At 46.4% G+C, this 14145-nt stretch carries 10 protein-coding genes; 3 read left to right on the top strand and 7 right to left on the bottom strand.

Annotated elements, in window-relative coordinates; translation table 11 throughout:
* Window positions 1-215: 215 nt before the first annotated feature.
* Both ABQ275_RS09805 and glk read right to left on the bottom strand, forming a co-directional pair.
* Window positions 216-1511: a voltage-gated chloride channel family protein gene (locus ABQ275_RS09805; protein WP_349318113.1), complete on the bottom strand. Its 1296-nt coding sequence runs from the start codon at window positions 1509-1511 to the stop codon at window positions 216-218.
* A 22-nt stretch (window positions 1512-1533) separates the two neighbouring features.
* On the bottom strand, window positions 1534-2589 hold the full coding sequence (gene glk / locus ABQ275_RS09800) for a glucokinase (RefSeq protein WP_349318112.1): 1056 nt from the start codon (window positions 2587-2589) through the stop codon (window positions 1534-1536).
* 100 nt (window positions 2590-2689) lie between these two features.
* Here glk and ABQ275_RS09795 point away from each other — a divergent pair, with 100 nt between their 5' ends.
* On the top strand, window positions 2690-4471 hold the full coding sequence (locus tag ABQ275_RS09795; protein ID WP_349318111.1) for a glycoside hydrolase family 15 protein: 1782 nt from the start codon (window positions 2690-2692) through the stop codon (window positions 4469-4471).
* 132 nt (window positions 4472-4603) lie between these two features.
* On the opposite strand, the gene ABQ275_RS09790 is transcribed toward ABQ275_RS09795, so the two are convergent.
* From ABQ275_RS09790 to ABQ275_RS09770, 5 genes are all read right to left on the bottom strand, one after another.
* Window positions 4604-6778, bottom strand: a complete 2175-nt coding sequence (locus ABQ275_RS09790) for a bifunctional alpha,alpha-trehalose-phosphate synthase (UDP-forming)/trehalose-phosphatase (protein WP_349318110.1) — start codon at window positions 6776-6778, stop codon at window positions 4604-4606.
* 256 nt (window positions 6779-7034) lie between these two features.
* Window positions 7035-7994, bottom strand: coding sequence for a Gfo/Idh/MocA family oxidoreductase (locus ABQ275_RS09785; RefSeq protein WP_349318109.1), 960 nt, complete (start codon window positions 7992-7994; stop codon window positions 7035-7037).
* Between the two features lie 17 nt (window positions 7995-8011).
* The gene (locus ABQ275_RS09780; protein ID WP_349318108.1) at window positions 8012-8632 is read right to left on the bottom strand and encodes an ABATE domain-containing protein; all 621 of its coding nucleotides are present in this window, start codon (window positions 8630-8632) and stop codon (window positions 8012-8014) included.
* Window positions 8633-8859: 227 nt separating this feature from the next.
* Window positions 8860-10065 (bottom strand): glycosyltransferase family 87 protein, encoded by a 1206-nt coding sequence (locus ABQ275_RS09775; protein ID WP_349318107.1) that lies wholly within the window; start codon window positions 10063-10065, stop codon window positions 8860-8862.
* A 91-nt stretch (window positions 10066-10156) separates the two neighbouring features.
* Window positions 10157-11794 (bottom strand): hypothetical protein, encoded by a 1638-nt coding sequence (locus tag ABQ275_RS09770; RefSeq protein ID WP_349318106.1) that lies wholly within the window; start codon window positions 11792-11794, stop codon window positions 10157-10159.
* 105 nt (window positions 11795-11899) lie between these two features.
* Here ABQ275_RS09770 and ABQ275_RS09765 point away from each other — a divergent pair, with 105 nt between their 5' ends.
* Together ABQ275_RS09765 and ABQ275_RS09760 are read left to right on the top strand one after the other, a co-directional pair.
* Window positions 11900-12787 (top strand): decaprenyl-phosphate phosphoribosyltransferase, encoded by an 888-nt coding sequence (locus ABQ275_RS09765; protein ID WP_349318105.1) that lies wholly within the window; start codon window positions 11900-11902, stop codon window positions 12785-12787.
* Window positions 12787-14118 (top strand): FAD-binding oxidoreductase, encoded by a 1332-nt coding sequence (locus ABQ275_RS09760; protein ID WP_349318104.1) that lies wholly within the window; start codon window positions 12787-12789, stop codon window positions 14116-14118. The genes ABQ275_RS09765 and ABQ275_RS09760 overlap by 1 nt, the downstream gene beginning before the upstream one ends.
* The last annotated feature ends 27 nt before the right edge of the window (window positions 14119-14145 follow it).

The following is a 14145-nucleotide window of genomic DNA, read 5'->3' as shown; positions in this document are numbered from 1 at the left end:
TTAGTATCTAATACACTGGGGTAAATATGGAATGCTGATACTGAAAAAGCAATCTTATTCGCATGGAATAAAGCCGCTGTGGCTCGTTTATATGAGATTAACCCGACCATTCATACGGATATGAAACCCACAGGCCGTTGTGGAACGGTCAACTAATTACTGGTGGAGGAATATTTCTATGTGAATGACTACGGGGGATTTTTAGCAATGCGGATTTAATCCACGGCATTAAACTTGGGAACACCCATGCGCTGTGCGCCATAAATACCGGAGTGTCCACTAAAATAGTAAGCCGTAAAACACGCCACGGCAAAATATAAAACGTGATCGGTACCAAATAATTCTACGCCCATCAGCGTACAAGCAATGGGGGTATTCGTAGCACCGGCGAAAACGGCTATAAATCCAAGTCCGGCGAACAGGTCAACAGGTGCGCCGAGTAACAATGCCAGCGTATGTCCTAAAGTGGCGCCCATAAAAAAAAGTGGGGTCACCTCCCCTCCTTTAAACCCCATCGCCAGCGTTACAGCGGTGAAGATCAGCTTCCAGAGCCAACTCCAGCTGGTTATCTGGTTGCTGCTGCTATCAAATGCGTGGAGAATACTGATGCCATCGGAAGATTTACTGGAAACACCCAGTCCCAGGTAATCATAGGTGCCGGTAATATAACAAAGTGCTATAATGATCATACCACCAACCACCGGAATCAGCCAGGGGATTTTAATATAGGTATGGGCGTTATGCTTAATGACGTGCATCAATTTGGAAAAAAGAAAACTGGTGAGTCCGAAGGCTACACCGCCCAGGATTACTTTTACCAATAGCAACAGGTCTATATGTACAAACGGCAGACCTGCAAAAAGGGCATCGTTTTTATAAAGAATATGATATTGTGTATGTTGAATACCCCAGGCGCTGCAAACTACATCTGCCAGCACGGCGGCTATCAGGCAAGGTACCAGCGCATCGTAACGCATCACGCCAATAGCCAGTACTTCGAGTGCAAAAACAGCTCCGGTGAGTGGTGTGCCAAATACAGCACCAAAACCTGCTGCAATCCCGGTCATTAATAATATACGTAGGTCCTTTGGCGTTAGTCCCATTTTCTTTCCCAGCCACCCGGCTACGCTGCCGCCTATCTGTACCGCTGTTCCTTCCCGGCCTGCTGAACCGCCAAAAAGATGCGTGATAATAGTGGTCAGCAATACCAACGGCGCCATCCGCGCAGGAACGCCACCACCGGGTTGATGGATTTCCTCCATAATAAGGTTGTTACCTTTCTCCGCATTTTTGCCGCTCAGCTGGTACAACCAATAGATCAGTACCCCGGCCAATGGCAGTCCATATAATAACCATTCGTATTCCCAACGTATATGTGTGACCACCTCCAGCAACCATAAAAAGAGTGCTACCAATGACCCTACCAGTATAGCCATCGGCATTACCAGTAACGTCCAGCGAAGCAGCTCATAAGCCACTGTGACTTGTTCCAGCGTTTTTTTGGTTCCCATTCCCTCTCGGATATAAATAAAATTAATCTGCCAATAAACCGGCGTAATACGCCGCACCCCATAAAGCCGACTTGTCGTTGTTTACAATATGAATAGGTACACCCGCCAGCAATTCTGCCATACGATCTCCTTGCAGATAATGATGATAAAATTCACCTGTTTCCAGCAGTTGCGCTATTTTGGGAGGAATGCCGCCACCCAGGAACAGTCCGCCTGTAGCTTTCATTTTGAGTACCAGGTTGCAGGATTCACGGGCTAGATAACGTACAAATAACTCCATCGTTTTTACACAGATAGATGTTTTGCCTGTCAATGCAGCCTTACTGATCACAGCAGCCGGATCTCCTTCCTCCATCGCATCACGAAGTTCAGCCGTTTCCTCCATACCTTTCACATCCCGCAGAAATTGGTAAATAGCCAGTATGCCCGGACCAGAGATCACACGTTCCCAGCTGGCGATCTCATATTTTTCCTGTAAATAACGAAGTAATAAAATATCCAGGTCTGTTCGTGGTGCAAAATCCGAATGCCCGCCTTCTGTAGGAAACGGATGATGATTTTTTCCATCCCAGTACAAACCAGCCATTCCCAAACCGGTACCAGGCGCAATAATAGCCATGTTACCAATATTGTTCACAGCACCCCGGTGCAGTGTAGTCAGTTGTTCCGGCGATAAAGTGGCCAGCCCGTAAGCGGTTGCTTCCAGGTCATTGATCAATGCCACTGCTTTAATACCCGTACTGTGCCTGATCTCATCTTCACTTAATTCCCGCGAAAGATTTGTCAGTTCCACTTTTCCATTTACCACCGGGCCGGCTACGCCAATGCATATACGCTTGGGAAGCGGATCATTACCCTGACTGATAAAATGTTGAATCATCTCAGAAAAACTGGCATAATCCCGGGAGGCATACGTATCTTCCCGTATCACATCCAGTTCACCTTCAGATGAACGGAATAAAGCCAGGTTGGTTTTGGTACCACCCAGGTCACCGGCCAGTAAATATGTTACTTCCTCCCCATTATTCACGGGGGAAACGAACCGGGGTAAATAGTGCTGCTTTTTCAATGTTTGCATCGTTGTGGGACTTATCCTTAAAAATAGTCAAATTGGAACAGCATTTGCCCCTATTGAACAATTTTATAAAAAAAATGTAAACCAATAAACGGATCATATAATGGAAAGACACACCTATCAGACTGGACTTATTGGCAATTGCTCCTTCCTGGCGCATGTCAATAAAGATACAAATATAGATTGGCTCTGCTGGCCCAGAATGGACAGTTCGTTTGTTTTTGGCGGGCTGCTGGACAAAAAAAACGGGGGTGAATTTTCCATACTACCGGAGGGCGATTATTCGTCTCATCAGTACTACATGGATAATACCAACGTGCTTCGCACAGAGATCACCACCAATGAAGGCAGCTACCGCATCACCGATTTTGCGCCCCGCTTCCTGCAATATGAGCGTTTTTTCAAACCGCTGATGCTGGTCCGCAAGCTGGAACCCCTGGAAGGTTCTCCCCGCATCCGTGTAAAATGCTCACCGGTATACGATTATGGCGCGGTTAAATTACATCCGCTCCGTGGCAGTAGTCATATTGAGTTTACCGGCAGTGATGAAAACATCCGCCTTACCACAAATATTGCGGTCAGCTACCTGGTGGAAGAAGAATTTTTTGTGCTGAATGATACCCGCTACCTGATCCTCACTTACGGTCATCCGTTGGAAGCACCACTGGCCACTACGGCCGAACGGTTTCTCCGGGATACCGTTACCTACTGGCGTACATGGATCAAACATTCTTCTATCGCCAATTACTTTCAGACATATGTAATCCGCGCTGCCCTGGTACTTAAAATACACCAGTACGAAGATACGGGCGCTATCATAGCCGCCAGTACTACCAGTTTACCCGAATTTCCGGACAGTGGCCGCAACTGGGATTACCGCTATTGCTGGATGCGTGATACCTATTATGTGATCATGGCATTGAACCATATCGGGCATTTTGAGGAAATGGAACGCTACTTCGGATATATTACCGATATCTCCTTCTCCGGCGACTTCCGCTACCAGCCGCTATATGGGATCACCGGCCAAAAAACCTTATCGGAAACCGTACTCCCGCATCTCAACGGTTACATGGGAAATAAACCGGTGCGCGTAGGCAACCAGGCATATGAGCATATACAAAATGATATTTACGGACAGGTACTTATATCCATGCTTCCCTTGTATACCGACCACCGGTTTATTTTTTCCGAGAGAAAAGATTCAGACAGATGGATCAACCTTTTGTTGAAAAAGATAGAACGGACCATCGATGAAAAAGATGCAGGCATATGGGAATTCCGTAACATGGCCAACATCCATTGCTACACCAACCTCTTTCAGTGGGCCGGCTGCAATGCAGCGGAGAAAATGGCCCGCACCATCGGCAACGAAGCACTCACACAAAAAGCGATTGAACTGAAAGAACGTGCAGCAGCACATATTGAAAGCTGTTATGATCCGGTTAGAAAAGTATATACCAACGCCGCCGGTAGTCAACACCTGGATGCCAGCACCTTACAGCTGATCATGATGAACTACCTGGACCCCGCCTCTGAACGTGCGCGCGATCACCTGGCTGGTCTGGAACGGGAACTGAAAACACCCGAAGGGCTTTTCTACCGGTATCTTCATTCCGATGATTTTGGCAAACCGAAAACTACTTTTCTCGTTTGTGCCTTCTGGTACGTGGAAGCCCTCGCCTGTGTAGGCCGTTTGGATGATGCGCAACGTGAATTTGAAAAACTGCTGCAATATTCAAACCACCTCCTTTTATTTAGTGAAGACGTGGAAGCTGCTACCGGCAGCCAGTGGGGTAATTTCCCCCAGGCGTATAGCCATGTAGGTTTGATGAACGCAGCGTACCGGATTTCTATGAAATTAGATACACCTATATTCCTCTGACCAGGATTAGATAGAAATAAAAAGGATTAGCCGGATTGAACTGGTAGATATGAAAGAAGAAAAATTATTGATCTTCTATTATGTCTACCAGTTCAATCCGGCTAATCCTTTTTATTTCCTTATAATCCTGGTCTATTTTTTAAGTGTTCTCAACAAGTGCCTCACTTCATGATGACTCCTTAAATAATACCGGGCTGCAGATACCTGACTGCCCACCTTGATCGTAATGGCTTTGGCAGGAAGTGCCTTGAAGATATCTTCATCTGTCACATCGTCTCCCATAGCCATAATGAAATCATATTTTTTATGGTGCAACCAGCTGAGCGCGGCTTTCCCTTTATTGATCTCTATATTCTTTACTTCTATTACTTTATCGCCGGGTAATACCTGCAATGCTTTTTCCACCGTGTAGTAGCGTAAAGTATTCATGAGCTCATTGGCTCTCAGCTCGCCGAGCCCGGATTCCACTTTCCGGTAATGCCATGCAAGGGAATAACTTTTCTCTTCTATAAATGAGCCCGGCGTACGATCCGTGCATTGTTCCATCATCATGATGATTTCTTCTTTCCATTTATCGGTAAGACCCGGAAGCTGGTACCATTCTCCTTCTTTCGTTTTTTGCCAGGCGCCGTGTTCTGCTATCAGATCCAGCGGAAGATGACCAAACCACTCCCCCAGTGTTTCATGCTTTCTGCCGCTGATCATCACCACATCACTGCCGGGTACGGCTGCCAGCTCACGCAAGAGATGATAGAGATCAGCATCCGGCGCGGCCTGGTCAATGTCGGGTTGGAACCCTACCAGCGTACCGTCGTAGTCCAGGAATATAATCCGCCGCTTGCTTTGTTTGTATTGCTGACGGATCAACACGGCTGTTTCCTGGTTTACCCGACGGGCCAGCATATTCTGCTGCATGATATTCACTTCATCGAGGCGTGTCATGAACAGCTTCACCCAGTGATTAATATTAAACTTGGACACCACCTGCCGCATCTGTTTCATGCGGCGCTCCTGTTCTTCCAGTGGCATATTCAGCGCGTCTACAATAGCTCGTGTGATGGCGCCGATATTGTTCGGATTAACGATGATCGCATCAATCAATTCTTTAGATGCACCGGCCATCTCGCTCAGAATCAATACTCCATCATTATTATTACGACTCGCTACATATTCCTTGCTGACGAGATTCATTCCATCGCGCATAGGTGTAACAAGACAAATATCCGCGTAATTATAAAGTGCCGACAACACTTCTACAGGAAAAGAACGGTAGAAATACTGCACCGGATGCCAGCTGAGCGTACGGAAACGGGCATTGATATTTCCCACCTGTTTATCTATCTCATCCCGTAATTCTTTGTATTGTGGCACGGTATCCCGGGAAGGAACAACAATCATATATAATACTACCTTCCCGATATATTCCGGGTGCATTTGTAGCAGCAGTTCAAAAGCCTGGAGACGTTGCAGGATTCCCTTGCTGTAATCCAGGCGGTCTATAGAGAGTATCAGCCGGTCCTGCTGAAAGTTTTCTTTCAGGTTTTGCAGCTGTTCCAATACTTCCGGATCACTCCCCAGCGATGCATATTTATTATAGTCAATGCCCATGGGGAAAGTTTCCACAACAATGGCCCGGTCGTTATACGATACCACGTTGGCGGTAGTTGTTACCGGTAACAGGCGACTGGCGGCATTGAGGAAGTGACGGGTATCATCAAAAGTATGGAAGCCCATCAGATCGGCGCCCAGCATCCCTTCCAGGATTTCAGTGCGCCAGGGGATCAACCGGAACAATTCGTATGATGGAAATGGAATGTGCTGGAAAAAGCCGACAGATATTTCGGGCATTTCCGCACGGATCATTCCCGGCAATAATAAAAGCTGGTAGTCATGGATCCAGATAATGTCTCCCGGTTCTGCAACCTGTAAAATAATATCCCTGAATTTCCTGTTTACCTGTTCATATGCATCCCAATAAGTTTGTTCATAGTGGGCATACACCGCCATATAGTGGAATACCGGCCACAGTGTTTCATTGGAGAACCCTTCGTAAAAGTTATTGATCTCTTCCTGGGTCAGGTAAACAGGCATCAGATTCATCTGCTTTAACTGCTTCATTACCTTTTCCTGTTGCTTCGGATCGCCTATATCTTGTCCGGGCCATCCGATCCAGATATTGTTCCCTTCTCTGTAAATAGACCCCAAACCCGTTGCCAATCCGCCTTCGCTGGCTTGTAAGGAAAATTCACCGTCTTTCTCTGTAATCTTAACCGGAAGCCTGTTCGATACAATAATGGTTTTGCGCATAGTCGTTTATATATCTATTATCAAATTACTTTCTCAATAGGGAAAGCACCAACAAAACAAATAATGCACCCAAAAGAGCGGAACCTATATATCATATATATAAATAAATACAATGCTGCTAAAGCGGCTGTGGTTCATCAACAGGGCTTATCCAGAGTTGGATAACGGGCTATTCCTGTAAAGTGTGAACTTGCAATATAACATTTCTCATGGGTAAAAGGAAAGGAAATCTCTCCCCTTTCCGTAGATTTCAGGACTAATGCCGTAAAAATTGTTCCATCAATTCCAGGCCAGTGGCGGCTTCTGCAACGGAGCAGGGATTGGACCCTTCACCACGAAAATAGCTAACTACGTCGGCAATCAGGTGCTGTTGGATGTGCTTCGGATTCTCAAAACGGAACGTTTCCGTATGATCGGCTGTTTTTAAAGTGACCTGGTCAAAATCGGTAAAAAAATGAAACCTGATACTTCCTTTGCTTCCACTAATGATACATTCATCTGTAATTTCATTTTCGGGAGAGATAAAATTCCAGCTGCCATTAAACAGGATATTATCTTCAAACAAGATCTGTCCGCTGACGATATCGGCAACACGGGGATCGCTGCCGGCACTTAAACCATTGCACTGTAGTGGCTTACCGAAATAATACAGCATGATATCCAGCTGATGTGGCGCCAGGTCGTGAAAATATCCGCCACCCGATAAGCCGGGGTCCAGGCGCCAGCCGGCGTTTTCTTTGGCGGCAGCTTTCCAAAACCGCAGGTCCACAGCAACTACTTCTCCGATCGCTTTTTGTTCCAGCAGTTGTTTTACACAGATGAAAGCCGGCAATCTGCGGCGATAATGTGCTACGCTGGCAAGCCCATTTTTACTTGCCACGGCGGCGGCTATACGATTGGCGGCAGCGGCATCCAGTCCTACCGGCTTTTCGATATACACCGGGTATCCCCGATCTATGGCAGCCATGGCATATTCCTCGTGACTGGCCGGCGGGGTAGCAATATAAATGGCATTCACTTCCGGATCATCCAGGAGCGCGTAAGCATCATTATACCAGGCAGCAATGCCATGTCTGGCTGCATAATCTTTTGCCAGTGCCGCATCTCTGCGCATAACGGCATGTACTGAGCTGTTGCTGGCCAATTTGAAAGCAGGCCCACTTTTTACTTCTGTCACATTTCCGCAGCCGATGATTCCCCAGGTGATTGTATTCATATATATGAAATTACGAATTATGCTTTCTTCTTTTTCTTCCGCTCATAGTTTTGTTTCACTTTGCTTACATCACCGCAGGTACTCATGCTACACCACTTACGGGAGCCGTTCCGGCTTTTATCGAGAAACAGCCAGCCGCAGGCCGGACATTGCCGCACCTGTGCGAGCTTTCCCGAACTGTATAATTCCACGGCCGATTTTACCAGCCACCAGTTCACCTGTTCCAGTGCGGGCGCATTAAACTGCAGTTCCCCTTGCCGGGTAGCGGAGCGCCAGGCCATTTCAATATTGGCGTAGGCATCTGCCATATAAGTATTGAAAAGTTGCAGGTCAGATGCGGCAGGTGGTTTATGTGCGATGACGGCAGTAAACAACCGCAGCAATAATTCCCGCAGCTGGATGCTCTTGTCAAAAATGACTGCCGCCTTTTGAGGATACCCCTTCGCCAGGCGTTCCAATGTCTGGATAGTTTTGGCAGATAATGCTCCCGTGTGCGCATACCATTGAAGCAATTCCCGGAAGTTGGGAAGGTAATCATGAGTAGTTGAGCGCCGCCGGTTACTGACCGTATTCACGAAATCCAGGCAAAGTATACCACCATCCAGGCGGAGTGAAGCAAGCGTTTTTTGAGCAGACATAAGTAAACTTTTATGGTCTATCCTACAAAGCTAAAACATATTATTAACCGGTAAAATTAATTTTGATGGTTAGTAAAAAAGAGGGGTAAATACCGGTTTTTGTCTCTTTACCATCTTACTTTAATAAAAATGATATAAACAACTATAAATCATTAGCTTGTAAACATAAAAACAGCCCTTTAAAGGGCTGTTTTTATGTCAGAATGATAGTATTTTAATGCGCGTAGTTATAATAACTGGGGCGTTTTCCGGAGAGCAGGCGCCCACCCGGCCAACATTGGATCAATTATTATTTTCAGCCATACGATAGAACAAAAAACAGCCTTCACCGCGTAGGGTTCAACATATGTTCTGGCGATCCAGTATGGTGTGATGAGGTCGGTTGAAGAGAAGGAAGTAAATACTAAAGTGAGTACTGCCAGGATCGAATTTATCCGGGTTGGCTGCTGCGTAAAATACCAGATGGCCACTCCCATCAGCGCAATAATATAGGTGGGCGACTCGCCTTTATGGTTAAAAATAACCACCCATATCAGGATCGAAGACAACATATGCAACCGGAACAAGGGCTCCTTATAATATTGAAAACGGGTAAACGGCACCATAAACAAGGCCGCCGCCGTTAGTATAAATGTCTGCTTCGAGATCTCCATATTAAACCAGGTATGCCACCAACCCATTACGGATACGCCGTAGGAAGCCGAGAAATCATTGGTCAACAGGTGCGCCCAGCTTTTATACAGGAACAGCAGCTGGGCCGGAGAAACCACCAGCAACGGCATTAACCCCAGCACTACGATCCAGAAAACCGTGTAAAAGGCGGCCTTCCATCTTTCGGGATACAGGATAAACAGCGACAACGCCACAATCCCAAAGATCTTTATATAGATAGTGATCACCACACATAAGGCCGCTGCCCACACTTTCTTATTCTCCATAAAATGCCAGGAGAGGATAAAAGCGCCGGCGATAGCAACATTAATCTGTGAGCTGGTGAGTGCAATCATCATTTCAATAGCCAGGAAAAGGAACATGGCCGGCATATGCGCTTTGCACACGGGCAGGGTTCGCATAGCCCATATAAATACCACCACATTCAGGATATTCCAGCATATCAGGGCCGGTACATCCGGCATCCAGGCGAATACGCCCATCCACATGGCAAAAGAAGGACTGTATTTATAGAGGTCATAATATTCCGCCTCGTACAATACATACAGGTCCTGGTAATGTATGAGATGTGACCATGCCTGCTTGAAAATCAGGAAATTGTTGTAGCGGGTCCATCTCTCCATATCCTGCGATGAATACCAGGAGTGAAAGGAAATTGCGATCGCCATCGCCAGAAAGAATGAATACAGGTAGATCATCGGAATACGGCTGACAGCACGGCATATCCCTTCCCAACGCCCTCTGATGGCAGAAGTTTGCATAATTGTTAATTCAATGTGACAGTTGTAGTTATCCTCTAAAAGGCTTTCACGGGTAAAATTACATGAAAAATTTACTAAATACGAATTGGGTTTATTTTCTGATATACACTTCTATAGTAGCGTTGGCTGGCCTTCTGGGCGCCAGGAAAGTATCTACCTGCTGGTAGTGCGCTTTCAGGTCGTCCCGCAATGCCCAGGGGAAGAAATTGTTCAGCGTAGGGGCATACTCATACAACACCAGGTCATAATGCTGCTGCGCTACCTTTTCCTTGAAAGTGGCCAGCTGCCGGTTAAACATCCCCACACCCAAATGATACCATAACGGGAAATCGGGACCGGTTTCCTCTTTATAAGGCATGGCTGCCGCCAGCGGCGTAAGCTCGGTCATATTCAGCACCTTAATCGCCTCCTTCTTTTCTTTTACTACCGGTAACGCCAGTACGCGATTAATACCATCTACCGTAGATGACGGCATATATATACCATGAAATACTTTGAGATCGGAAAACACCCAGGTAGAAACCGGCACGTCTGTGGTATCCAGGTTCACCATAAAATTCCGGCGGGAAACCACATTTTCATGCTGCCCGTTATCTGTTGCCACTTCTTCTTTAACAGGAAACAAGCGATCGGTATAACGGCCTATATATTTCCACCAGGAGCCGGACCACCAGAACAGTACCAGTACGGTTGCCAGTAACAATGGCTTGCCGCTGTTGATCTGCACCTTCAGCAAATCGCATAAACCTGCGGCAATGAAAGCAAAAGCAAAGCTGTGAAAGAAGATGTTATTATCCGGCGGGGTGTAACTCGTAACCTGGAAGATAGCCGCTTCCCCCAGGATACCCAGGGTAACCAGCGCAAACAATACCTCCCGGCGCTGATGAATCCAACTGCCCCAATTTTTCACCTGTGCTACCAGGCAAAGCACAACCAGTATTACATAGGCTTTGATCCAATTGGAATTACCCATGATCTCATCTGTAAAATCGTTTAGGGCTAACCGTGAGTTATGCGGTGCCTGTCCGTGGTTAAACCAGTAGGCGAAGCCCGGCATGAGCGGTACAATAAAGATAGCCGCAATCACTGCGAACATACCCAGGAATACCGGCACATCCCACCAGCGGCGGGTTTCCAGGCTATTATAGGCGAGCAGCGCCAGGCACAGCATCAGGGCCAGTCCTCCGCCATCCTGTTTCGTAAATACCGACAGGAACACAAATAATGCGGCGGCAGCCATGTGAATATATTGATACAGCCGCTTTTCCGCGAAAAAGGATTTCAGCAGAAAGCTCAGGGCTACCAGTTCATATACAATAACAGTATGGTTATACCAGGGCCAGAAATTGGAAAAAGAATACGACAACACAAATACCAATACCGATAACAGCCGTACACCGGGTGCAACACCCAGGCTTTTCATGATGGAACGGAAAGATAACCCAGCGATAATATTAATAAATACCTGCGCCTTCACGAGGGTAATCATCTGCGGTCCCAGCAGTTTGAAAAAGAGGGCCGGAATGATCCAGTAACCATACCCCAGCGGAGTACCAAAATCTTTGTAGGGAACTTGTCCGGAGGACAAGCGGTAAGCACCCTCCCAGGATAAAAAAATATTTACGCGGTAAGGGAATGTCGCAAATAGCGGCACCAGGGCCAGTGCTATAATAATAACTAATTCTAAAACGGCCCATTTACGGGAACGTAGGGATACTGTTGACATCATACTGATTGGGATTCGCAGCTAAGATCTAAATTTGCAATACCTTTAATGTCGCCAAAAGTAATCGAATAAATTGTAACTTGTCGCGTCAAGTTTCCGGATGCCCCCATGAAATATATAAAACTATTACGTCCCAAGCATTGGGCAAAAAATGCATTTCTTTTCATTCCTTTGTTCTTCGCAGGAGAAATCTTCAATGGAGACAAGTTCCTTCAATTGTTGCTGGCATTCATTGCCTTCAGCATTACCGCCAGTAGTATCTATATAATAAATGACTACCAGGATATAGAAGCCGACCGGAACCATCCGGAAAAATGCAAGCGGCCTTTGGCTTCCGGCGAGATATCCAAACCGGTTGCGTTGGTCCTCTTCGCGTTATGTGTTATTATAGGAATGGGATTGGCCTTATATGTCCGGCAGAAATTTGCTTTTGTACTGGGGATCTATTTTGTGTTGAACCTTTTTTACTGCTTTGGATTAAAGAATATTTCCATCCTGGATGTGATGATCCTTGCCACCGGATTTGTACTCCGGGTAAAGGCAGGCGGTATCGCCGCCGAAGTGGCCACTTCCGAATGGCTGATCGTAATGGTGTTTCTGCTGGCATTGTTTATGGCGATTGCCAAGCGCCGGGACGATGTACTTATCAAGCTGCAGTCCGGCCAGGAAATGCGCAAGGCTGCCAAGGGGTATAACCTCGACTTTATGAACGTAATGTTGTCGCTCGTGTCGGCGGTGATCATTGTAGCCTATCTCATGTATACAATGGCGCCGGAAACACAGGAACGTCTTCATACCTACCGCTTGTATTATACCGCTCTTTTTGTAATTGGCGGATTATTACGATATTTGCAAATAACCTACGTGGAGAACAATACAGGCTCTCCCACAAAGATCCTATATAAAGACCGTTTTATTCAATTAACCATACTTCTTTGGGTCCTGAGTTTTTATGTTTTAATTTATTTACCCAGCAATAAAAGTTTTTTTGAATAATGCAAAAGCGGCTATCAAATTGGGGCAACTACCCTTCCGTCATGTCTGAAGAAAGTGCGTTTACGCAGGAAGATCAACTCCGGCAATTTGTGGGTACCCATACCCATCTGATTGCGCGGGGCAACGGTCGCTGTTACGGTGATGCCTCTCTGGGTACGCATAGTATTTCTATGCTTAAATATGATAAGGTACTGTCTTTCGATATAGAAAAAGGTGTCCTGGAAGCACAGGCGGGCGTTACGCTCGACCAGGTACTGGATATTATAGTTCCCAAAGGTTGGTTCCTGCCTGTTACCCCCGGTACCAAATTCATTACTATCGGCGGCGCAGTAGCGTCTGATGTACATGGAAAGAACCATCACGTGGATGGCGCTTTTTCCGGCCATATCATAGATATGGATGTCATTACAGGAGACGGAGCAACCACTTCCTGTTCACCCACCAACAATACCGATCTATTCTGGGCTACTTGTGGGGGTATGGGGCTGACTGGTGTGATCACCCGGGTAAAATTCCATCTCAAAAAAATCAGTACCGCTTATATCAAACAAAAGCAGCTCAAAGCCAGGAACCTGGAAGAAGTGATCCGCCTGTTTGATGAATATAAACACTATACCTACTCTATGGCTTGGATTGACTGCCTGCAAAAAGGGGATTCATTCGGCCGGAGTATCCTGATCGTAGGCGAGCATGCCACCCCGGAAGAATTAAGTGCCGGGCGGCAAGCAGACCCACTAAAGTTGCCGGCTAAACGAAAACTGGCCGTACCCTTCAACCTGCCGTCCTTTGTACTGAATACTTTTACGGTAAAGGCGTTTAACTGGTTGTATTACGGGAAGAATCTCAAAAAAGAAATCAGTAACGTAGTGCCCTACGAACCTTTCTTCTATCCGCTGGATGCCATCCTTCACTGGAACCGTGGTTATGGCAAAGAGGGGTTCATACAATACCAGTTTGTATTGCCGCTGGAGCAAAAAGAAGGACTGGTGGCTATTCTGAAACGAATCAGCGATAAAGGCTGGGGATCCTTCCTCGCCGTATTGAAGGTGTTCGGTAACCAGGATACCCTGATCTCTTTTCCAATGGAAGGCTACACGCTGGCGCTGGATTTCCCGGTTCGTAAAGGACTCTTTGCTTTCCTCGATGAGCTGGATGAAATTGTATTGCAATATGGCGGCCGTTTATACCTATCCAAAGATGCCCGTATGAAACAGGAAGTCTTCTGGAAAAGTTATCCGCATGCAGCGCGCTTTGCCGACATCGTAAAAAGATACAACACCAACGACCGGTTTGTATCCCTTCAATCTGAAAGATTATTATTGACAAAATAGTTTACCCTGTTTTAACCAAACACCTCC

It is taken from the genome of Chitinophaga sp. MM2321, from assembly GCF_964033635.1.
GTDB lineage: Bacteria > Bacteroidota > Bacteroidia > Chitinophagales > Chitinophagaceae > Chitinophaga.
The sequence above is the reverse complement of the archived record's forward strand: the minus strand, read 5'-3'. Positions and strand labels throughout refer to the sequence as shown.